22 protein-coding genes are annotated in these 22,789 nt (G+C 47.3%); 11 read left to right on the forward strand and 11 right to left on the reverse strand.

Translation table 11 applies throughout. The features are described from left to right. The 3 genes from R7041_RS05450 to R7041_RS05460 form a co-directional block, all read left to right on the forward strand. Positions 1–681 (forward strand): hypothetical protein (locus R7041_RS05450; RefSeq protein WP_318114693.1); only part of this gene is annotated, 681 nt, incomplete at its 5' end. Between the two features lie 108 nt (positions 682–789). Then, the gene (locus R7041_RS05455) at positions 790–1,131 is read left to right on the forward strand and encodes a hypothetical protein (protein ID WP_054577804.1); all 342 of its coding nucleotides are present in this window, start codon (positions 790–792) and stop codon (positions 1,129–1,131) included. Between the two features lie 139 nt (positions 1,132–1,270). Further along, complete coding sequence (locus R7041_RS05460) at positions 1,271–2,026, forward strand: PhzF family phenazine biosynthesis protein (RefSeq protein ID WP_064369312.1); 756 nt, start codon at positions 1,271–1,273, stop codon at positions 2,024–2,026. Between the two features lie 70 nt (positions 2,027–2,096). On the opposite strand, the gene R7041_RS05465 is transcribed toward R7041_RS05460, so the two are convergent. Genes R7041_RS05465 through R7041_RS05475 form a run of 3 tightly spaced genes read right to left on the reverse strand, consistent with a single transcriptional unit; the run spans position 2,097 to position 4,646 of the window. Continuing rightward, positions 2,097–2,225 (reverse strand): DUF2474 domain-containing protein, encoded by a 129-nt coding sequence (locus R7041_RS05465; protein WP_074190543.1) that lies wholly within the window; start codon positions 2,223–2,225, stop codon positions 2,097–2,099. A 20-nt stretch (positions 2,226–2,245) separates the two neighbouring features. Next, positions 2,246–3,253, reverse strand: a complete 1,008-nt coding sequence (cydB, locus tag R7041_RS05470) for a cytochrome d ubiquinol oxidase subunit II (protein ID WP_064369311.1) — start codon at positions 3,251–3,253, stop codon at positions 2,246–2,248. Between the two features lie 28 nt (positions 3,254–3,281). Then, the gene (locus R7041_RS05475) at positions 3,282–4,646 is read right to left on the reverse strand and encodes a cytochrome ubiquinol oxidase subunit I (RefSeq protein WP_005373264.1); all 1,365 of its coding nucleotides are present in this window, start codon (positions 4,644–4,646) and stop codon (positions 3,282–3,284) included. A gap of 136 nt (positions 4,647–4,782) precedes the next feature. Between R7041_RS05475 and R7041_RS05480 the strand changes: the two genes are divergently transcribed. Further along, positions 4,783–6,216, forward strand: coding sequence for a PLP-dependent aminotransferase family protein (locus R7041_RS05480; RefSeq protein ID WP_017820344.1), 1,434 nt, complete (start codon positions 4,783–4,785; stop codon positions 6,214–6,216). Positions 6,217–6,225: 9 nt separating this feature from the next. Here the strand turns inward: R7041_RS05480 and R7041_RS05485 are convergent, their stop codons facing one another. Then, positions 6,226–6,774: a sugar O-acetyltransferase gene (locus R7041_RS05485; RefSeq protein ID WP_017820343.1), complete on the reverse strand. Its 549-nt coding sequence runs from the start codon at positions 6,772–6,774 to the stop codon at positions 6,226–6,228. Positions 6,775–7,104: 330 nt separating this feature from the next. On the opposite strand from R7041_RS05485, the gene R7041_RS05490 reads away from it, so the two are divergent. After that, positions 7,105–7,971, forward strand: coding sequence for a mechanosensitive ion channel family protein (locus R7041_RS05490; RefSeq protein ID WP_005373258.1), 867 nt, complete (start codon positions 7,105–7,107; stop codon positions 7,969–7,971). A 98-nt stretch (positions 7,972–8,069) separates the two neighbouring features. Here R7041_RS05490 and R7041_RS05495 read toward each other — a convergent pair whose 3' ends face one another. The 7 genes from R7041_RS05495 to R7041_RS05525 all read right to left on the reverse strand — a co-directional run bounded on the left by R7041_RS05495 (position 8,070) and on the right by R7041_RS05525 (position 15,701). After that, positions 8,070–8,390 carry a DUF1840 domain-containing protein gene (locus R7041_RS05495; protein ID WP_017820342.1) on the reverse strand — a complete coding sequence of 107 codons (321 nt, stop codon included), beginning with the start codon at positions 8,388–8,390 and terminating at the stop codon, positions 8,070–8,072. A gap of 175 nt (positions 8,391–8,565) precedes the next feature. After that, positions 8,566–9,468 (reverse strand): hydroxymethylglutaryl-CoA lyase, encoded by a 903-nt coding sequence (locus R7041_RS05500; RefSeq protein WP_206948980.1) that lies wholly within the window; start codon positions 9,466–9,468, stop codon positions 8,566–8,568. Further along, a complete protein-coding gene (locus R7041_RS05505) occupies positions 9,449–11,497 on the reverse strand; it encodes an acetyl/propionyl/methylcrotonyl-CoA carboxylase subunit alpha (protein WP_206948981.1) in 2,049 nt (682 codons plus the stop codon). Before R7041_RS05505 ends, R7041_RS05500 begins: the two co-directional genes overlap by 20 nt. Next, the gene (locus tag R7041_RS05510; RefSeq protein ID WP_025767894.1) at positions 11,490–12,272 is read right to left on the reverse strand and encodes an enoyl-CoA hydratase-related protein; all 783 of its coding nucleotides are present in this window, start codon (positions 12,270–12,272) and stop codon (positions 11,490–11,492) included. The genes R7041_RS05505 and R7041_RS05510 overlap by 8 nt, the downstream gene beginning before the upstream one ends. A 105-nt stretch (positions 12,273–12,377) precedes the next feature. Beyond that, positions 12,378–13,985 (reverse strand): carboxyl transferase domain-containing protein, encoded by a 1,608-nt coding sequence (locus tag R7041_RS05515; protein ID WP_025767893.1) that lies wholly within the window; start codon positions 13,983–13,985, stop codon positions 12,378–12,380. A gap of 114 nt (positions 13,986–14,099) precedes the next feature. Further along, on the reverse strand, positions 14,100–15,269 hold the full coding sequence (locus R7041_RS05520) for an isovaleryl-CoA dehydrogenase (protein ID WP_025767892.1): 1,170 nt from the start codon (positions 15,267–15,269) through the stop codon (positions 14,100–14,102). Positions 15,270–15,314: 45 nt separating this feature from the next. Next, positions 15,315–15,701, reverse strand: coding sequence for a MerR family transcriptional regulator (locus tag R7041_RS05525; RefSeq protein WP_005373242.1), 387 nt, complete (start codon positions 15,699–15,701; stop codon positions 15,315–15,317). Positions 15,702–15,910: 209 nt separating this feature from the next. On the opposite strand from R7041_RS05525, the gene R7041_RS05530 reads away from it, so the two are divergent. The 6 genes from R7041_RS05530 (at position 15,911) to mmsB (ending at position 22,784) form a co-directional block, all read left to right on the forward strand. Then, positions 15,911–17,089: a thiolase family protein gene (locus tag R7041_RS05530; protein WP_025767891.1), complete on the forward strand. Its 1,179-nt coding sequence runs from the start codon at positions 15,911–15,913 to the stop codon at positions 17,087–17,089. Positions 17,090–17,159: 70 nt separating this feature from the next. After that, a complete protein-coding gene (locus R7041_RS05535) occupies positions 17,160–18,653 on the forward strand; it encodes a CoA-acylating methylmalonate-semialdehyde dehydrogenase (RefSeq protein WP_005382664.1) in 1,494 nt (497 codons plus the stop codon). A 93-nt stretch (positions 18,654–18,746) separates the two neighbouring features. After that, entirely contained in the window at positions 18,747–19,901 is a 1,155-nt protein-coding gene (locus R7041_RS05540; RefSeq protein WP_005373226.1) for an acyl-CoA dehydrogenase family protein, read from the forward strand. A 49-nt stretch (positions 19,902–19,950) separates the two neighbouring features. Continuing rightward, entirely contained in the window at positions 19,951–20,727 is a 777-nt protein-coding gene (locus R7041_RS05545; RefSeq protein WP_025767890.1) for an enoyl-CoA hydratase, read from the forward strand. Between the two features lie 10 nt (positions 20,728–20,737). Continuing rightward, positions 20,738–21,868 (forward strand): enoyl-CoA hydratase/isomerase family protein, encoded by a 1,131-nt coding sequence (locus R7041_RS05550; protein ID WP_025767889.1) that lies wholly within the window; start codon positions 20,738–20,740, stop codon positions 21,866–21,868. Positions 21,869–21,887: 19 nt separating this feature from the next. Then, positions 21,888–22,784: a 3-hydroxyisobutyrate dehydrogenase gene (mmsB, locus tag R7041_RS05555; RefSeq protein ID WP_206948982.1), complete on the forward strand. Its 897-nt coding sequence runs from the start codon at positions 21,888–21,890 to the stop codon at positions 22,782–22,784. Positions 22,785–22,789 lie beyond the last annotated feature (5 nt).

The raw sequence follows: 22,789 nt of genomic DNA on the forward strand, positions 1-22,789 counted from the left end.
GCAGAAGCAGAAGCAGAAGCAGAAGCAGAAGCAGAAGCAGAAGCAGAAGCAGAAGCAGAAGCAGAAGCAGAAGCAGAAGCAGAGGGAAAAGTAGTGTTAGCGAAAGGTCCTTCAACTTTAAACTCAGGCACAGGTTTTTGTCTTGAACAAACGGGGAGCTCTGGTAAAGAATTTGATGAAATCGAGAACGCTTCATCGATTACATTGGATGCCGCAAATTATTTTAAACCTGAATACGTTGATAGGCTCACTCAACTTGCTACAGATATCCTTATCGAACGCCCTGGTATTACACTGCATGCACTTACCCTCGAAATAGCCAACCTACATGGCTTAACACGTACAAGCAAAAAGCAACTCGAGTATATGAGAAAAATACTTGATACTTTCGCTGGTATCAAAGAGAGCGATGGGTACTCTCCAACACTCTGGGTTTCGCCGAGTAATATGGTCGATTTGATTGAGTGGCGGGGTGTAGAGGCATTCGGTTATGAACGAAAGTGGAATGAGCTGTCGTATGAGGAGGCTTTGGGGCTTGCTAAGTTTGCGATTCAGAAGAACTCAGAAGCGCCAATAGATGTTATTTGCGATGAGTTAAATATTAAGAGACGTCATGAGACATCCTTGAACCAATTTGCTATTTGGCTAAAAACCGTTAATGAATTTGACGATCAGAAATAGCTAATACATATGCTTGTCAGGCCTGATGCCTCAAAGCTTAGGAACTGACAAGCTTTTCTCGAATCTTTTATATACGCAGTTAGATTAAATCATTAACAAGGATGTGTAATGAGAAATAGAAAATGGATATTTGCGGCTATTTTGCTTATTGGAGGACCTTCATTATTGCCCTTTAGTTTGGAAGTAATCTCAATAATTGAGCTGTTTGGTCTTTTGGGTTTGTGGACAATTTATTCATCTTACGCTGAATATTTGGCGAATCACCCTTGGTTTAAAAGAGGTCTGCGTTTAGCAACCAGTTGGGACTTTCAGCCTCAAATGCTGTTCTCTCTGAGAGAGCTTAGGGCATGTCCACAGTTAGTTTTCCACATGCTTCCTGTTCAAAGTGTGATGATCTGGGCTTTGAACATTATGTTTTGGGCGAGTGTGGCTTGGTGCTACAGAATTTAAGCGAACAAATTGTTCAAGAGGGGTTCGCAACGCATAGCATTTTTACTGTGCGTTGGTTTTAGTGATTAAGGCGGTATGCAGTGGTATCAGTATTGAGTCGCTCACCCGTCAACAAGACGCCAAACAGTAAGGATGATGGATGATTAAAGCACAAATATATGATGTATTTTGTGATGAGTTAGCTCAAGGTAACCCATGTGGCGTTGTCGAACTAAATCACTGGCTGAGTGATTCTGAATTACTTCAAATCACTCATCAGGTCGCTCAACCTGTCACATCATTTGTGGTTCAGTCTGGCAGTGACTACCACATTCGCTGGTTTAGCCTAGAAGGAGAGATCAACCTATGCGGACACGGAAGTTTGGGCGCAGGCGCTGCAATCATTTCCAACTATCATAAGAACGAGGTCATTCTACAAAGTCAGTATGGTCATGTTACCGTTACTGGACTGGATGGAATGTATCGGATAGTGATGCCAAGTTGGCTAGCCAAGCCTCATGCCATCCCCTTGGGTATTTCAGGCTTTTCCAATGACCCCGTAGATGCTTTTACAACGCGTGATTTGGTTGTTGTTCTCGAATCCGAAGATGATGTTGTTCGCTATCAACCTAACTTTGATGAGCTGATTAAAATTGATGAGTTTCATGCGGTCATCGTGACGGCTCAAAGCTCTGATAGTGGCTATGTGCTGCGTTACTTTGCACCTAAAATCGGTATTTCAGAAGATCTTGCCACAGGCTCGGCTCAGTGCTCATTAGCGCCTTATTGGTTTGAAAAGCTGGGCAAAGAAAAATTGACGGCTCGTCAGCTATCTCGTGCTGGTGGTTATTTTGAAGTGGCTCGTGGTTCAGAATCTACGATCGTATTGTCTGCACACGTGAAAAGTCGGACTTGAATGTAAACGCCTCTAGCTCCTAACGCAAGAGCTAGAGGTCCCCATTTTTTATTGACTTAAAAGTGCCGAGCTAAGATTTTAACCCTGCAGCGGTCATCATGACGCGAAATAACATAGACACTAACCCTAATGCAGCGACGCTAACGACCCATATTCCAATCATCCAAGCCCATTGGCGGCACCAATTTTTGATTTTCATACTCACTCCTTATCAACTCGTTAATGGTACGCTTCGCCTTCTTTTACTTTTCCGGAGAAGACGTAGTAACTCCAAAAGGTGTAAGCCAGAATGATCGGGATGATGATCACTGCTCCAACGAGCATAAAGCGCTGACTGCTTGCAGGAGCCGCTGCTTCCCATATTGATATGCTAGGAGGAATGATATTTGGCCAGATACTGATGCCAAGCCCTGCGAACCCGAGAATCACGATCACTAGCGCCATCACGAAAGGGCTGCGCTCTTTACGCTTTTTAACGGAGTCAGCAATCTTCAAACATACCAGTCCAGTAATGACTGGTACGGGCAGTAAGTAGAACAAATTCGGCAGAGAAAACCATCTTTCCGCAATGGCAGGGTAAGCAAGTGGGGTCCAAGCGCTCACAATGATTAATGCGGAGATCATCGCCAGTAGTGTTTTGTTAGTGAAGCGGTACATCGTGCTTTGCAGTGCACCTTCCGTCTTCATGATGAGCCATGTACTACCAAGCAGCGCGTAGGTTGCGACTAAACCCAAACCACAAAAGATGGGAAAAGGGGTGAGCCAGTCTAGTTGGCTACCTACGAAGACGCGGTTTTCCACCGCAAAGCCCTGAATTACCGCGCCAACAACAACGCCTTGGAAAAACGTGGTTAAAATCGAGCCGACCATAAAAGAACGGTCCCAGAACTTCAAGTGGTTTTCCAATGCTTTAAAGCGAAACTCAAACGCGACGCCACGAAAGATCAAAGCAATCAACATCAACGTTAAAGGGATGGTTAGCGCTTCAATAATCACCGCGTAAGCCATCGGAAAAGCGCCAAATAGAGATGCGCCTCCAAGCACAATCCAAGTTTCGTTGCCGTCCCAAACTGGCGCGACACTGTTGACCATGACGTCTTTTTGTTTTTCATCCTTGATGAAGGGCATCAGTATTCCAATACCCAAATCGAAGCCGTCCATGATGATGTACATCAAAGTGGCAAAAACGATGATCGCGAACCAAATCACGGATAAATCAAAATGCATATTTTCTACCTTCACTTTGTGACAAATTCTAAATGCGACCTGAAACGGTCGTCATGTCGTGCTCATCGTGTTCGATTGCATCGGGGCCTTTCTTGATTTGGTGGATCATGTAGTAATAACCAAAACCAAATACCAAGCTGTATACAACAAGGAAACACAGCAGGCTGATGCTCATTTGTAGGTCTCCGTGTGCAGAAACCGCATCACGCGTTTTTTGTACGCCATACACGACCCAAGGTTGCCGACCAACCTCTGTCGTAAACCAGCCAGCGAGTATTGCGATAAGACCAGATGGCCCCATAAACAATGAAAACTTGAGGAACCAACGCGAAGTATAAAGCGTGTTCTTTTTTCGTAACCATATGCTGTAGAAGCTCTGAAAAATCATCAGAAGTCCTAGCCCGACCATGATTCGAAATGACCAAAAGACGATAGGTGAGTTCGGTCGTTCCTCTTTCGGGAAGTCTTTCAGCGCCGGGATTGGCTCAGTTAAACTGTGGCGTAGGATCAAACTTCCTAAAACAGGAATTTCTAAGGCATAGTCTGTGCGTTCTTGTTCCATGTTTGGCATGCCGAACAATATCAATGGGGTTGGTTTGCCATCGCTGTTATCCCAATGTCCTTCGATGGCAGCGATTTTGGCGGGCTGGTGTTCCAGAGTGTTTAGCCCGTGCACATCGCCAATCACGGCTTGGAGTGGCGCAAGGAACACTAAGATCCCGAGCGACATCGAAAACATGGTTTTTACCGCAGTCGATTGATTGCCTCTCAATAAATGCCAAGCGGCTGAAGCGCCTACAAAGAGTGCTGAACTGACGAAAGCCGCGACGCTCATGTGCGCCAAACGATAAGGAAATGAAGGATTGAAAACGATAGCAAACCAGTCGGTTGGCACCACACGTCCGTCGACAATTTCATAGCCTTGTGGCGTTTGCATCCAACTGTTGGAGGCGAGAATCCAGAACGTCGAAATGATCGTTCCTAACGCCACCATCGAGGTTGCAAAAAAGTGCAGCTTTTCGCCGACGCGACGCCACCCAAACAGCATTACGCCAAGAAATCCGGCTTCGAGAAAGAAAGCCGTTAACACTTCATAAGTCAGTAATGGGCCTGTGATAGAACCAGCGAAGTCGGAGAAACCACTCCAGTTGGTGCCGAATTGATAGGCCATGACAAGACCAGATACAACACCCATTCCAAAGTTAACCGCAAAAATTTTCGACCAGAAGTGGTAGAGCTTTTGGTAATCGGGATTACGTGTTTTTAGCCATAAGCCTTCCAGCACGGCGAGATAGGTGGCCAAACCTATGGTGATAGCGGGGAAAATAATATGAAAGGATACCGTAAAGGCGAACTGTATCCGTGCAAGCATAAATGCGTCGAGGCCAAACATTAAACTTCCTTTGATCTTTTAAGTTTTATGAGAGAGCTATTTTAAAAGGAGCGGAATGAGGGAAGTAGGTACAGACAGTGACTATAAACCTATAACAGATTAAATATTGAAGTGTTATTATTTTGAATTCAGCTTTATGGAGGGGGATTTGCGTTTGGCGAAGTATCAAGAGTTAGTGGAACAGCTTAAAAGGCAGATAAAATCGGGGATATGGCACCCGGGTGACAAACTGCCTTCTCTGCGTCGCCAATCTGAACACTCGGGTTTGAGCTTGATGACGGTGTTGCACGCGTATCAAATTCTGGAATCTCAAGGCTGGGTCACGTCACAGCCGCGATCTGGTTATCGAGTAGCGCCCAATATTAAGAGCTCAAATGAACCCCAAGCGCCAGCCGCGGTTTCGTGGACTGAGCAGGTAGACATCAATGAGTTTATCTTTGATGTTCTGCAGGCGAGTAAAAATCCATCCATGATCAATTTTGGCTTTGCCTATCCAGACCCAAGTTTGTACCCACGATATCACGTGAATCGGGCGATGAGCGCAGCCGCTCGCAATATGCCGATTTCCACCACCTTTGATAACTTACCGCCGGGAAACGAGCAATTACGCACCATCATCGCGAAGCGTTATGCTGCGAAAGGCATTGAAATTTCACCCGATGAAATTGTCATTACGGCAGGCGCGCTGGAGGCGTTAACGCTCAGTTTGCAAGCCTGCACAAGACCGGGAGATTGGGTGGTTGTGGAGTCGCCTGCATTTTATGGTGCATTGCAATCCTTAGAGCGGTTAGGTTTGAAAGCGCTCTCAGTAAGAACAGACCCAGTCACGGGCATTGACCTAGACTCATTGGAACGAGCGCTGCAAACACACGATGTGAAAGCGTGCTGGCTGATGTCGAACTTCCAGAATCCTCTGGGTTTTACGCTTTCTAACGAGAAAAAACAAAAGCTGATTGAACTGACACAGCGATATAACGTGCCAGTGATTGAAGATGACGTGTACAGCGAACTGCATGCAGGGAATGACTCGGTTTATCCACTAAGAATGTTTGATGACACGGGCAATACCATGTTGTGCTCCTCGTTTTCAAAATCATTAATCGCAGGGCTACGTATTGGTTGGGTTGCGGCGGGAAAGCGGGCGCTAGAGGTACAAAAGTTACAGTTAATGAGTACATTAGCGACGAGTGCACCAGTGCAAATGACATTGGTACACTATTTAACAAGCCGCAATTATGAATCTCATTTGAAGCAGTTACGGAAAAAGCTGTTTGAACGTAAAAGTAAGATGACGGTTCTGCTTAGTGAGCTGTTACCTGAAGCAGTCAAAGTGTTAAGCCAAAGCGGTGGGTACTTTATTTGGTTAGAGCTTCCCAAGCATATTGATGCCTTGCCGATATATCGAGAAGCGCTAAAAGGTAATATCAGCATCGCACCGGGAAAGATGTTCAGCCTGACAGAACAATACGATCACTGTATTCGTCTTAACGCTTCTTTTGAGCTCAATGACAAATATGTTCATGCTCTCAATCTGCTTGCCAATATTATTCGCGAGCATTTGGCGAAATAGCGACTTTCTTCAGTTTTTTGGTTTAATGGAGCGCGCCGGATTTCCAACAACTCGATCGCCCGGCGCAACGTCTTTGGTTACGACAGAGCCAGCGCCGACGACGGCCTCATCGCCAATGGTCACGCCCGGCAGTATGATTGCGCCCCCACCAATCCAAACGTTATTGCCAATTGTTACCGGTTTGGCGATCTCATCTCCGGCTAAGCGTCTTTGTGTATCGAGTGAATGAGCGGCTGTGTAAATTTGCACTCTAGGCCCAATCATGACGTTCGCGCCAACCTCAACCTGCCCATTGTCCAGAATAATGGCATCCCAGTTGATGTAGGTGTTTTCTCCGATGGACAAGTGACAACCGTAGGTAAGTTGTAGCGGTGGCTCTATACAGGCGCTGTTTTTTAATTGGACGCCCATTTCCGCCAATAGTTGTCTACGGATATCTGGGTTTGGCTCGTGGTTAAATTGGAAGACAAGCTGCGCAGTTTTGGCGCGCATTAGCTTTAGTTCTTCATCCAGACAATTATAGGCTTCTCCAGAGCGCATCCGAGTCAGTTCTGACATAACAATCATTCCATCAATGTTATTTGCAATAAGGTGCATAATAGGTGAGAGTGATTCGAAGTGAAAATTTGATGCTTAAAAATCAGAAAGTTATCACTGATTTACCTTGCGTATCCAGTTGGTTGATTGGCTCGTTTAGTTCACAAAGACGTATTCCCTAAATGGCTTAATCGGTTGAAAAAGTGGGAAACCACTCGAAGCGTTTTACGTAGATTACAATATAGTTAATAGGAAGAACTTAATTGAGCCGCTGCGCTATCGATTGGGCTAAAAATATAAGACTTATGCGCTCTGGCTTGCTGATAACGATGAATCAAGAGTGAGCACTTTATGTTCGAACGGGTCATTTCATTTTTAGAAACAACACTGTTTACCTTTAACGAACAACCTATCACGTTGTGGGCGATATTGATGGTGCCGACATGGGTCATTGTCGCTTTATGGTTATCCAAAATTTTGATCAAAACCGTTACGTCAAGAATGTCTTCATCGGGGAAAGACCCAAACGTGATTCATTTGGTTAAACGGATATTATTTGTCATCGCTCTCGCCATTATTTTTATGACCACACTTTCGATGATAAATGTGCCAATTACCGCGTTTGCCTTTCTGTCTGGTGCCATCGCTATCGGCTTCGGTTTTGGTGCGCAAAACATCATTAACAACTTCATAAGTGGCTGGATTTTGATTGGTGAAAAGCCAATCCGAATTGGGGACTTTTTAGAGGTTGAGGGCGCCAAAGGCACTGTCGAGCAAATAAATACACGCTCAACGAGAATCAGACGAACCGATGGTGTTCATATGCTCATACCCAACAGTCAGTTGATTGAGAACGTGGTGATCAACTGGACGTTATGCGACAGATTAGTTCGTGGCTCTGTCGTCGTCGGTGTCGCGTATGGGAGCGATGTCAAACAGGTTGCTGCCTTAATGGCGGAAGTGACTTCGCAGCAAGCGCAAGTTCTGAGTTCGCCAGCGCCAGATGTGTTTTTTCAAGACTTTGGTGACAATGCTTTGATCTTCGAATCTTATTTTTGGATTAACTCAACGGTTGAGGGCGGTATTCGCTCGGTCGCAAGTGCCATGCGTTTTGAAATCTACGAAGCTTTCGAAAAGCACGGCATTGAAATCGCGTTTCCACAACGAGATGTGCACATTGATGGGCAAATCAAGTTGTCTAGGGAGAGAAACGGATAGGGCGATAAGCGGTATTGGTGTTCTTATCTTGGTGTCGAGTAACCATAGCGAGGCGGCCACAACACGGATTCACCTCGCTAGAAACCAGTTTGAAGGCGTTATTGGTTGTCCCACATGACTTCGCATTCTTCTTTGATTGCTGATTTTAGCAACTCAATCAGTGGAAAAGCTCTGCGTCCTAGGCTTACCGCGGGCTCTGCTTGTTCTTCCTCTTCGTCTACATCAGTAGGGAGGTTTTCTTCAGCTGCATTTTTCGCAGATAGAGCAGAAGTTAACCTTGATAGCGCGTTAGGAACATCTTGAGCGGAAATTGATCCCGGCACAGTGCCGCTGTGACCCATCATTTTGAGCATATCTAATGCAATATCACCAAACATTGTGACGTTTGAGTGGCTTCGACAACGAAATGTTATGAGCATTTACCTGATCCTGTTTTATACGTTCGCTTTGAAACTAAATTGTAGCTGAAATCAGGCACTAATTAATGTGATGAAGACCGTTGAGCGTTAAGGTTTTTATGAGTAACAATAAAAAACGGGCACGTACGTCTGCATGCCCGTTTAAATACATTATTTGATTATGATAGTTGATGATTTACAAGCTATACGGATCGCCTAGAGCCAATGCGACCCTAGAAGCAGGAGACTTTCCTAACGCACGGCAAATTTGCCAACCCGCTTCATTGATGACGCCAAGGTCAACGCCTGTTTCAATCCCAAGTTGCTCACACAGATAAAGTACATCTTCCGTTGCAACATTGCCACTGGCTCCTTTCGCGTAAGGGCAGCCGCCGAGCCCCGCTACTGCGCTATCAATGGTGTTGATGCCCATTAACAAGGCTTGATAGATATTGGCTAATGCTTGTCCATAAGTGTCATGAAAATGTACTGCGAGCGCGTCTTTTGGCAGTAGCGTTAACAACGAATCCAGCATGGCGATAACGCGATTAGGTGTTGCCTTACCGACAGTATCACCGAGCGAAATCTCATAACATCCCATATCAAACAACGTATTGGCGACCTTGGTAGTTTGCTCTGGCTTGATTACTCCCTCATATGGACACACCATGGTACAAGACAAGTACCCGCGTACAGGAATGTTGTGCTGGTTCGCCAATTCGATAACGGGCTCAAATCGAGCGAGACTTTCGGTAATGCTGCAGTTGATGTTCTTCTGGCTGAACGTTTCTGAAGCGGAGCCAAATACCGCAATTTGCTTTACACCGCTTTCCAGCGCACGTTCTAACCCTACGAGATTTGGTGTGAGAGCGCTATAAACCACGTCAGGCTTTTTTGAGATACCAGCAAACACCTGATCGGAATCGGCCATTTGAGGCACCCACCTTGGAGAGACGAAAGATCCCGCCTCAATATGCTTTAAGCCACTGCTGCTTAGTTGGTTAATCAAACGGATTTTATCAACCAGCGTCACTGACGTTTCATTTTGCAGACCATCACGAGCGCCGACTTCGACGATATTAACCTTCGCTGGTAGCATATTCGCGCTCCTTATCTTCACTGACGTTATCCGATATCAAAGCCAAATTCAGCAGGATGGAACCGTGCTGTACTTGGTCCCCGTGCTGATAAAACAATTCGTCGACTTTTGCTGCTACCGGAGCCGTGATGGTGTATTCCATTTTCATTGCTTCGAGTACCAAAAGCGGATCGCCCGCCGCCACTTCGTCACCTTTAGCCACCATAACTGCTGAAATTATGCCGTTGAGTGGTGCGGTTGGACTTAGTTCATCGTCAATATCTTTTGCAGAGTCAAAGTTAGGTTGATGAGCAAACGTGCGTTGCTGGCCAAGATAAAACAGTGTTGTCTGTTGCTCATCGCTAAGTGCATTAAAGGTGTAACGCACATTATCAATATCGACGATAAACTGGTTGCCACTTTCAAGCAGGATGACTTGATGCAGCTCCTCACCACATCGGACAGTGAAGTGAGATCCTGTATCTTGCGATGATTGTTGCAAACGTGCCTGATGGTTGGCTTTGGCATCCGTGAAGTTAAATCGGTAAACGTTGTCAACTGACAGTCTAAAACCTCGTTTGGTTGGCGCGGGTAACGTTGAGCTGTCTGATTTTGAAATGAGATCATTCCAACGAGCAACCGCCGCCAATGTAAGCCAGATTGAATCCGACACGTCTTGCTGCTCATTTATGCCTTGTTGATGTGTTACGAGGAAACCTGTATCGAGCTCAATCTCGGCAAAGGTTGGCTGCGAAATAATGCTGTGCAGATAACCAATGTTTGTCGTTACTCCACGTACGTGATATTGAGTTAACGCCTGCTTAAGCTGCTTTAGCGCGATATCACGAGTTTGCCCCCAGACGATCAGTTTGCTGATCATTGGATCGTAATATTCGCTGATGCTATCGCCTTGGGTAACACCACTATCAACGCGTACGCACGCTAGGCGCACATTACTGTCTGATACGGGTTCTTTTAAGTAGTCAATGCGGCCAGTCGACGGCATAAAGTCATTGTCTGTATCTTCTGCGTAAATTCGCAGCTCAATTGAATGACCGTTGTGGGTGATTTCAGATTGCGAAATAGGTAAATGCTCGCCAGCTGCGACTTTGAATTGCCACTCCACCAAATCAACGCCGGTGATCAATTCAGTGACAGGGTGTTCAACTTGCAGACGGGTATTCATCTCCATGAAGTAGAATTGACCTCGGCTATCGAGTAAGAACTCCACCGTGCCAGCGCCAACATAGTCGATCGCTTGAGCGGCCTGAACCGCAGCTTCACCCATTTGTTTACGTAGTGCATCACTAAGACCGGGAGCTGGTGCTTCTTCGACTACTTTTTGGTGACGGCGTTGAATGGAGCAATCGCGATCAGAAAGATAGACACAGTTGCCACGCTGGTCTGCGAATACCTGAACTTCCACGTGGCGAGGCTGCAATATGCATTTTTCGATTAGAAGCTGCTTATCGCCAAAGCTTGAAAGTGCTTCACGCTGCGCTCCGTCGATAGCCAGCGGCATTTCGGCTGCGCTGTTGACCACTCGCATGCCTTTGCCGCCGCCACCTTGTGTTGCTTTAAGCATCACTGGGTAACCGATTTTTTCAGCTTCCGCTAATAAGTGCTCTACGCTGTTGTCTGTGCCGTGATAGCCGGGAACCAAGGGCACGTTCGCCTCAGACATGATGGCTTTGGCTTGCGACTTCGAACCCATTGCTTCAATTGCGCTGGTGGGAGGGCCAATAAAAACAATGCCATTTTCGCTGCACGCTTTCGCCAGTTTAGGGTTCTCGGAAAGAAAACCATACCCAGGGTGGATAGCATCGGCTTGCCATTTTTTCGCAGCGCCGATAATTGCATCGATATCGAGATACGATTCACTCGCAGGAGCGGGGCCAATGAATTCAGCGAAATCCGCTTGTTTAACATGTAAGCTGCTGCGATCCGCTTCGGAATAGACGGCAACCGTCTCTATAGCCATGCTTTTTGCGGTTTTAATGATTCGGCAGGCAATTTCACCGCGGTTTGCGATCAGTATTCTTTTAAACATGATTCCTCCAATTGGCGGCGCGCTTTTCAAAAAATGCACTCAGTCCTTCTTGTCCTTCTTCGGACACGCGGGCGGTTGCAATAGCTTGGCTGGTGTATTCAATTAATGAATGCTCGATAGGTTGATTGTCACAACGTAAGCAGAGCGTTTTTGCTGCCTGCATGGCTTGTGGACCGTTGTTAAGCAGGTGATCAATGGTGCGATTGACGGCTTCACGTGGTTGAGAGTCTATCTGATGAAGAATACTCATCGATAGTGCGGTTTCGGCATCAATCAGTTCCGCGGTTAAAAAGTAGCGTCGGCTTTGTCGTTGTCCAATCGCTCGAATGACGTAGGGTCCGATTGTCGCGGGTAACAAACCGAGTTTCACTTCACTCAAACAGAAGCGGCTTTCAGGTGTACCGATAGCGATATCGCAGCAGCAGATAAGCCCAAGTGCGCCGCCAAATGCAGCGCCATGCACCATAGCAATGGTTGGTTTGCTAAAGGTATCCAGTTTGTGCAAGAGCAACGCTAACTGCTGTGCATCTTGCAGATTTTCCCCCTCGGTTTTGGTGGCCATTGACTGCATCCAGCCAAGATCCGCACCCGCAGAAAAGTGTTTACCTTGCGCCGTTAGTACCAATGCACGTAGAGAGTTGTCTCTCTCAAGTTTTTCCAAGGTGTCGATAAGTGAAGCAATTAATTCATCATTAAACGCGTTATGTTTCTCTGGTCGATTGAGGCTCAACCAAGCAACGCCATTGTTGTCTTTTTCGAGCAGTAGTCCGGTCATGTGACTTCCTTTGTCTGACATTTCAGTCTGTATTCCAATACTCGCTAACCGTTACTTGTATAAACATCGGTATTCGCGAGGAGTTAAGGCTTGCCTTGCATCCGACTACATGCGGAAGATGCCAAATTTACTGTCTGATATTGGCGCATTAAGCGCAGCAGACAGAGCAATGCCGACAACATCACGGGTTTTGGCGGGATCAATAATGCCGTCGTCCCACAGGCGTGCACTGGCGTAGTATGCATGGCTTTGAGTCTGATATTGCTCCGCAATTGGACGTTTGAACGCTTCTTCTTCCTCTACGCTCCAGCTTTCACCTTTGCGAGTTTTGATATCGCGGGTCACTTGCGCCATCACGCCAGCCGCTTGCTCTCCACCCATGACGGAGATGCGCGCGTTTGGCCACATCCACATCATGGTTGGATCATAAGCGCGGCCACACATGCCGTAGTTTCCTGCGCCATACGATCCACCAATAACCACGGTAAACTTCGGCACGTCTGCACACGCAACAGCAGTTACCATTTTCGCACCATGTTTGGCGATGCCTTCGGCTTCGTACTTCTGACCGACCATAAAGCCCGTGATGTTCTGCAAGAAGAGCAGAGGAATTTTGCGTTGTGCGCACAGCTCAATAAAATGCGCGCCTTTTTGTGCTGATTCCGAAAATAGAATGCCGTTGTTAGCGACAATGCCAATCGGCATACCGTGAATATGGGCAAAGCCACAGACCAAGGTTTCGCCGAACAAGGCTTTAAATTCATCGAGCTGGGAATCATCAACAATTCGGGCAATGACCTCTTTAACATCAAACGGCTTTTTAAGATCGGTTCCGACGATGCCGTACAGCTCTTGGGCAGGAAAACGTGGTTCCTGAGGTGCTTTTTGCTTGAGTTGAACGGGTTTCAAGTGGTTGATTTGTGAAACCGCTTGTCTTGCCAACTCTAACGCGTGGTGATCATTTTCTGCGTAATAGTCCGCCACACCAGAGGTGCGACAGTGAACGTCTGCGCCACCAAGATCTTCCGCGCTGACTTCTTCACCTGTCGCTGCTTTTACAAGAGGTGGACCTGCCAAGAAAATCGTACCTTGTTCTTTGACTATGATGGAAACATCACACATCGCAGGAACATAAGCGCCGCCAGCGGTACATAGCCCCATGACCACCGCAATTTGTGGAATGCCTTTGGCCGACATACGGGCTTGGTTGTAGAAAATACGGCCAAAATGGTCTTTATCTGGGAATACCTCATCTTGGCGGGGTAGGTTAGCGCCGCCAGAGTCGACTAAGTAAACACACGGCAGTTGGCATTTTTCTGCAATTTCTTGTGCTCTTAAGTGCTTTTTCACGGTGAGTGGGTAGTAACTGCCGCCTTTTACAGTCACGTCGTTCGCGACGATCATGCACTCATTGCCGTCAATTACACCCACACCGGCAACCACTCCAGCACATGGAACGTAATCTGGATACACATCCCAGCCAGCAAATTGACCAATTTCTAGAAAGGACGAACCAGGGTCGAGTAGGGCAAGAATGCGCTCACGTACCGGAAGTTTGCCTTTCTTCTGCTGATGCTCGCGGGCTTTCTCACCGCCACCATCTTCTATTTGGGCAGTCACGGTATAAAGTTGATCTACAAGTGACGCCATAGAGCGGTAGTTTTCCTGATACTGCTCTGAGTGGGTATTAATATTGGTCGTCAAACAAGCCATAAATAGCCGATCTCCATTCGGTAGACGGGTGACACCACCCGCCTTTATCTATGTTGAATAAGATTTAGGTTGAATAAGGAATTTATTTAGATTCAGAACGCCTAGGTATGTTGATTAGGCGCTTTCGTTAAACAATTCGCGACCAATAAGCATGCGGCGAATTTCTGAAGTGCCCGCACCGATTTCATACAGCTTGGCATCTCGCAACAAACGGCCCGTATCAAACTCGTTGATGTAGCCGTTACCGCCAAGTAGTTGAATCGCATCCAGTGCCATCTTGGTTGCCAGCTCTGCGCTGTAGAGGATCGCGCCAGCAGAATCTTTACGTGTGGTTTCACCACGATCACAAGCGGCAGCGACGGCGTAAACATACGCTTTAGCGGCATTCATTTGTGTGTACATATCCGCGATTTTTGCTTGAACTAGCTGGAATTCACCGATGGATTTACCGAACTGTTTACGGTCGTGAATGTAAGGCACAACGATATCCATACACGCCTGCATGATGCCAAGTGGGCCGCCTGCAAGCACCACACGTTCGTAGTCGAGGCCGCTCATCAATACTTTCACGCCTTGGTTTTCTTCGCCGAGAATATTCTCCGTAGGGACTTCGCAGTTTTGGAAGACCAGCTCACACGTATTCGAGCCGCGCATACCCAACTTGTCGAGTTTTTGTGCTTGAGTAAATCCAGGGAATCCGCGTTCCACAATAAACGCCGTGATGCCTTTGGAGTGCTGGCTTGGGTCGGTTTTTGCGTAGACAACATAGGTGTGTGCATCAGGGCCGTTTGTGATCCACATTTTGTTGCCGTTTAGCAGGAAAATATCGCCTTTACGTTCGGCTTTAAGCTGCATAGAGACCACATCAGAGCCGGCGCCGGGTTCACTCATAGCAAGGGCGCCGATATGTTCACCGGAGATGAGCTTAGGTAGGTATTTCTCTTTTTGCGCTTGTGTGCCGTTACGGTGGATTTGGTTGACGCAAAGGTTGGAGTGAGCGCCGTAACTTAACGCAACCGAAGCGGATGCTCGGCTGATTTCTTCCATAGCGATAACGTGGGCGAGATAGCCCATGCCTGCACCACCAAACTCTTCGCTGGTGGTCACACCTAAAAGACCCATGTCACCTAATTTGGACCAAAGATGGTTTGGAAAGTCGTTAGTTTGGTCGATAGATTGCGCTAGCGGCGCAATTTCTCTTGCAGCAAAACTATTGATTTGCTCGCGAAGCAAATCGGTATTTTCGTCATAAACAAAGTTCAGGGAAGAGTAGGTAGATTTCATTGCGTGTCCTTGCCTTTACGTCACCTACATCCCAGAGTTGAGGTGTTAGGTGACTTTTTCGCCTTTCATGGATCTCAGTGTGTTTTGGCATCGCAACTGCGCAGCATTTAACTCCATCATTACCGCTTGAATGTCGTTTGCTTGCTGTTGCAATGCTGCCTTCTTCTCTTCGATCAACCGAATCATATAGTTCAACTGCTCAGTACTTTGATCGGTATCGTAGAGTTCAAATAACTCTTTGATATCTGCAAGAGAAAAGCCCAATCGCTTACCTCGCAAAATCAGTTTTAGTCGAATTCGATCGCGACCATTGTAGATTCGTGTGTTGCCTTTACGTTCCGGAGTTAGGAGACCTAAATCTTCGTAGAAGCGAATGCTTCGAGTTGTAATGTCGAACTCTTTCGCGAGCTCGCTGATCTTAAATGTGTTCATTCCTTAACCTTACGACTTTCGTATAACATTTACATGAATATACAATTCGTTAACGTTAAAGTAAACAAACAACATCCACTCTTGAGCCTTGATATCACTCGCATTTACTCGAAATCAAAGAATCACTCGAACAAACAATAACCTCAAACTTGACGTTAACGTAAATGTTAGTATAGTTATGACGTAAACGTCAATAAAAGGTTAATGGAATGAAAAATGAAACATGGATTGTTGCCGCTAAGCGAACGCCTATCGGCTCTTTTCAAGGTGCATTAGCTTCAACAGATGTCACGGAACTCGGTGCGAAAGCCATTCAAGGGGCGCTAGCCGAAAGCCAACTCGATGTGCACAAAATAGACGAAGTGTTGATGGGGTGCGTTTTACCCGCCGGTGTGGGGCAAGCCCCTGCAAGACAAGCAAGCCTTAAAGCTGAAATGCCACAATCGATTGGTTGTACGACACTGAACAAAGTTTGTGGATCGGGTATGAAAACCGTGATGCTGGCATATGACCTTATTCAATCTGGTAATGCGCATGCTGTCATCGCTGGTGGCATGGAAAACATGTCGTCTTCTCCTTATCTATTAAAGAAAGCGCGTGATGGTTTCCGTTTAGGTCACGAGCAAGTGCTTGATCACATGTTTTATGACGGGTTGCAGGATGCCTACCAAGGCGAGCTGATGGGTGTCTTTGCAGAACAGACGGCGCAAAAGTATCAGTTCAGCCGTGAAAGTATGGATGCCTGGGCGCAACAGTCGTTGACTCGTGCGCAGCAAGCAATCGAACAAGGTTTGTTCAAAGAAGAGATCGTGCCTGTTAACGTAAAAAGTCGACGCGGCGAAACCTTGGTTGTAGATGATGAGCAACCGAGCAAACTCGACGTCACTAAAATTCCTACCTTACGCCCTGCGTTTGCCAAAGATGGCGGCGTAACCGCAGCAAACTCTAGTTCCATTTCGGATGGTGCGTCGGCAATGATCTTAGTCGATAGTGAGTTTGGTCGTCAGGAAAACCTTCAGCCTCTAGCCAAAATTGTCGCGTACAGCACGCATGCAAGACAGCCTGATGAGTTCACCATCGCACCAGTCTTCGCGATTGAATCGCTGCTGGAAAAAACGGGCTGGGACAAATCAGACGTGGACCTTTGGGAAATCAATGAAGCTTTTGCTGTCGTGACTCAATACGCGGTGAAAGCTCTCGAACTGGACGAGAGCAAAGTGAACCCTCGCGGAGGGGCTTGTGCGCTGGGGCACCCAATAGGCGCAAGTGGCAATCGAATCCTTGTCACTTTGATTCATGCGCTAAAACAAACTGGTGGTAAGCGTGGCGTTGCATCGCTTTGTATTGGCGGCGGCGAAGCTACCGCTATCGCGATTGAAATCTGCTAAATCACTCTCAACAAAGTTTCACTTACATAACAGTAGTCAGTAACAAGCTGAAAAATACAAGGATGTCATCATGACAGAACAAGTAAAGCAGTATATCGGTGGTGAATTTGCCATCTCCGATTCAAAACAATGGCTAGATGTAACCAACCCGGCAACCAACGAAGTGATTGCACAAGTACCTTGTGCCACGGAATCGGAAATGAATGCGGCGATTGCCAGCGCAACAGAAACGTTCAAACGCTGGAAAGAAGTTGCAGCGCCGGAGCGTGCTAGATTGATGTTGCGTTACCAACATTTGCTAAAAGAGCAACACGATGAGTTGGCGATACTGCTTTCAAGTGAGACAGGCAAAACCCTCGCGGATGCAAAGGGTGACATTTGGCGTGGGATTGAAGTCGTAGAACAAGCGGCGAACATTTGTAGCTCAATGATGGGCGAAACGGTTGAGAATGTCGCAACCAATATTGATGGTTACTCTTACATTCAACCGCTCGGTGTTTGTGCTGGCATCACACCGTTTAACTTCCCTGCGATGATCCCATTGTGGATGTTCCCGATGGCGATCGCTTGTGGCAACACCTTTATTTTGAAGCCGTCAGAGCAAGTGCCACTAACGGCAATGAAACTGGCGGAGCTGTTTGAACAAGCTGGCGCACCAAAAGGCGTATTGCAAGTTGTTCACGGGACCAAAGAGCAAGTCGACCGCATTCTGACTGATCCAGTTGTTCGTGCGATCTCTTTTGTTGGCTCTGTGCCCGTTGGTGAGTACATCTACAAAACAGGTACAGACAACCTGAAACGCGTGCAGTCATTTGCAGGTGCTAAGAACCACATGGTCATCATGCCGGATGCAAACAAACAGCAAGTCATCAATAACCTAGTTGGCGCGTCAGTTGGTGCTGCAGGCCAACGCTGTATGGCGATTTCGGTTGCCGTATTTGTCGGCGAAACCAAAGAATGGATTCCAGAGCTTAAAGAGGCGTTAGCTCAGGTTCAGCCTGGCGCGTGGGATGATGAAACCGCCGGTTATGGTCCACTGATTAGCCCTCAAGCGAAGCAGCGAGTGGTGAATCTGATTAATGAAGGCAAAGCGTCAGGCGCGAATTGTGTTCTGGACGGGACAGACTGCCAAGTACCTGGCTTCCCGAACGGTAACTGGGTGGGGCCAACACTGTTTACCAACGTGACCACAGACATGTCGATTTATCAGGAAGAAATTTTCGGGCCTGTACTGTTAACTATGGAAGTGGATGACCTAGATGAAGCGATTGAACTGATCAATGCAAACCGCTTTGGTAATGGTACGTCTATTTTCACGGCGAACGGCGCTGCCGCGAGAAAGTATCAACACAATATCGAAGTAGGTAACGTAGGCATCAACGTGCCGATTCCAGTGCCATTGCCATTTTTCTCATTTACTGGGTGGAAAGGCAGCTTCTACGGCGACCTGCATGCTTACGGTAAACAAGCGGTTCGCTTCTACACCGAGACGAAAACTGTCACCGCGCGTTGGTTTGAAGATGACATTCCAAGCGGTCCAAACATGACCATTCAACTTAGCTAATTACTGGATTAGCGACACCTCTAGCCAAGCGCCACCGTTTAAGTGGGCTTGGCTCGGATACAAATGCAACGAATTAGACCTTAGGACTTCAAGATGGATTTTGAATTAAACGAAGATCAACTCGCGTTTGCCGAAGTAGCAAAGCAGTTTGCAGACCAAATGTTAGCGCCTCATGCGGCCGAGTGGGATGAAAACCATCATTTCCCTAAAGACGTACTGCGTCAAGCAGGTGAACTTGGTTTTCTGAGCATCTATACGCCGCCAGAGCATGGTGGCTTGGGGTTATCTCGTTTGGATGCGGCGATCATTTTCGAGCAGTTGGCTATGGGTTGTACCGCGACTACTGCGTTTATGACCATTCACAACATGGCGACGTGGATGATCACCAGCTTTGCCAAAGCCGAAGTGGCGCAGCAATTTAGCGCGGATCTAATTTCGGGTGAAAAGCTCGCTTCCTACTGTTTAACCGAACCTAATGCCGGCTCTGACGCCGCTTCTCTAACGACTAGCGCAGTGCGTGATGGCGATGAGTTTGTCCTCAATGGCGCAAAAGTGTTTATCTCGGGTGCGGGTGATACAGATGTTCTCGTCGTGATGGCGCGTTCGTGTGGTGAAGGAGCGGGTGGCGTTTCTGCATTCGTTGTTCCTGCTGATTGCGAAGGCATTAGCTACGGTAAAAAAGAAGCCAAAATGGGTTGGAACTGCCAGCCAACTCGCATGATTACCTTCGAAAATGTCCGCATTCCGGCTGACTACCTGTTGGGTGAAGAGGGAGAAGGCTTTAAGTTCGCCATGCTTGGCCTTGATGGTGGTCGAATCAATATCGCTACTTGTTCCGTCGGTACTGCGCAACAAGCACTGAACGAAGCCAAGCAATACATGAACGAACGCAAACAGTTCGGCCGTTCACTGGCGCAATTTCAAGCGTTGCAGTTCAAGCTTGCTGATATGGCGACTGAGCTGGTCGCTGCGCGTCAAATGGTGCGACTCGCTGCCGCTAAACTCGATGCCCAGCACGCAGAAAAAAGTGCGTACTGTGCCATGGCAAAACGCTTTGCTACTGATGTGGGCTTTAAAGTCTGCGATCAGGCGCTGCAAATTCACGGTGGCTATGGCTACATCAAAGAATATCCAGTCGAGCGACATTTCCGAGACGTTCGTGTTCACCAAATCCTTGAAGGTACCAACGAAATCATGCGTCTGATCGTCGCAAGACGATTACTAACGGAAGGCGTTGAGCTGCTTTAGTCAGCGAGACACAGCCTTACCTAAAGAAATTAAAAAGGACTGAAAGATTATGACGGCACAAATCAAACTAGAGCGTGAAGCGCACATTGCCAAGCTCACGATTAGTAACCCGCCAGCAAACACCTGGACGCTTGAATCTTTGAATCAGCTAAAAGAGTTGGCGATTGAACTCAGTAATGATCGCTCCATTTATGCGTTGGTATTAACAGGCGAAGGCGAGAAATTCTTTTCTGCTGGAGCGGATCTCAACAACTTTGCATCCGGCGATAAATCGCAAGCAGCAGATATGGCGTTCGCATTTGGTGAAGCCTTTGAAGCGCTGTCTGCGTTCGATGGTGTTTCCATCGCAGCAATTAATGGTTACGCGATGGGCGGCGGTTTGGAAGTGGCGATGGCGTGTGACATTCGCATCGCAGAAGAACAAGTACAAATGGCACTTCCTGAAGCATCGGTAGGCTTGTTGCCGTGTGCGGGCGGGACGCAAAACCTGACCGCGTTGGTAGGTGAAGGTTGGGCGAAGCGTATGATCCTGTGTGGCGAGCGTGTGACGGCCGAGCGAGCGGAAAAAATTGGGTTAGTCGAAGAGGTGGTGGCGAAAGGTCAAGCACTCGAAGCGGCTATGGAGCTAGCACAGCGTGTTGCAGGTCAATCACCGAAATCTGTGTCTGCGTGCAAAACGCTCATTCAAGGTCGACGCAGCCAAACTCACGCAGCTGGATTGGTTTTAGAGCGTGAACTGTTTTTACAGCTGTTCAATACACACGATCAGACTGAGGGTGTGAATGCGTTCTTGCAAAAGCGCAAGCCACAATGGACAAACAGCTAGCGGAGGCCAAATGACAGGTACAGTAAATGTTTCAAAACTTGAGTGCGCTGATGGCTCTGTTATTGGTGTGCTAGAGCTTGATAACCCAGCAGCTCTCAACGCGTTGAGTTACGTGATGATTGAGAAGTTGTACAAACAGCTTAATGAATGGCAAACGGACGACAGCGTCATCGCGGTATTCTTGCATGCTCAAGGTGAAAAAGCGTTTTGTGCTGGTGGTGATATTCAAGCGATCTACCGTGCACTTGAAAACAAAGAACAAGACTTTGATTCTGCGTTTTCAGCGATGGAAACCTTCTTTGACCTCGAATATCGCTGTGACCATCTTATTCATACTTATCCAAAACCGATCATCGCGTGGGGACATGGTTATTTGATGGGCGGGGGAGTTGGCCTGTTTATGGGTGCCAGCCATCGCGTAGCAGAAACCACCACACGCTTTGCAATGCCAGAGATTAAAATTGGCCTTTACCCAGATGTAGGCGCGACGTACTTCCTGAACCAGTTGCCAAAACATTTGGCACTGTTCTTAAGTTTGACTGCTTGCCAAATTAACGCAACAGATATGAAAGCGTTGGGGTTAAGCCAATGGATTGCACAGCCAGAAAACAAGCAAGTGCTGCTGGATCTGCTTGCATCGGTAAGTTGGAAAGGTGAAGCGAACATCAACGAAAAAATCGCCACTACGCTGCGTTCGGTACACGTGGACGAGCCAACCGAAGGGATGTTGATGCCCTATGCGGAATTGATTGAGCAGTTATGTTCGGGTGACTTAGCGTCAATTGTTGATGCAATCAGCCGTGCTAACGTTGATAACAAGTGGTTCGTCAATGCGCAGAAGTCACTGAACTATGGCAGTCCGTTGTCGCTCAGTATCACTTATCAGCAGTTAACGCAGTATCAAAATCTCTCTTTGAAAGCGTGTTTTGATATGGAGTTTAACCTAACACTACGTTGTGGCTTAGAAGGTGATTTTAGAGAAGGGGTTCGTGCGCTGATTATTGATAAAACCAATCAACCGACTTGGCAACATCGCACGGTTTCTGACGTAACGCCACAAGTTTTGGAGCGCTTCTTCTCGCCAATTGACTCAGCAGAATACCCACTGACCGCATCGTCGGTAGCTATAGCGGCACTTTAGTACAAGGAAGAAATACGATATGGACAAAATTGCATTTATTGGCCTTGGTAACATGGGTGCGCCTATGGCTAAGAATCTACTCAAAGCGGGCTTGAATGTCGAAGTATTTGATTTGAACCCAAGCGCAGTTAAGGAGTTGACCGCATTGGGCGCTTCAAGTGCCGATTCCGTTCAGCAGGCAGTACAAGGTGTTGACGTGGTTGTCACTATGCTGCCAGCGAGCCAACACGTTCAAAGCGTTTATCTTGGTCAAGATGGCATCTTAGATAGCGTCGAATCAGGTACCTTGCTGATTGATTCTTCCACCATCGATCCGGTGACTGCTCGTTTGGTTGGCGAAAAAGCATCGCAACTTGGTATCAGTTTTGTTGATGCACCAGTATCTGGTGGCGTTGCGGGCGCAGCAGCAGGTACGTTAACTTTCATTGTTGGCGGCTCGCAAGAGAACTTTGTTCAAGCCAAAGCGGTGCTTAGCCACATGGGTAAAAACATCTTCCATGCGGGCGATGTTGGAGCTGGTCAGGTCGCGAAGATCTGCAATAACATGATGTTGGGCATTTTGATGAGCGGCACCTGTGAAGCACTAAATTTAGGGATGGAAAACGGACTCGATCCCAAAGTGCTTTCCGACATCATGTTGCAAAGTTCAGGGCGTAACTGGGCGCTAGAGCTTTATAACCCTTGTCCAGGTGTGATGGAAAATACGCCTGCAAGCAATGGTTATCAAGGCGGCTTTATGAGCCAGTTAATGGCTAAAGATCTGGGTCTTGCGATGGAAGCGGCGGTTGCCAGTCAAACATCAACGCCAATGGGCAGCTTGGCTCGTAATCTGTTTAATTTTCACAACGGTCAGGGCAACGGGCAAAAAGATTTTTCAAGCTTGTTTGAGTTCTACCAAAAGCAAAATCAGGCCTAAGGAGC

It is taken from the genome of Vibrio sp. 1751, assembly GCF_033339895.1.
GTDB classification, from domain to species: Bacteria; Pseudomonadota; Gammaproteobacteria; order Enterobacterales; family Vibrionaceae; genus Vibrio; species Vibrio alginolyticus.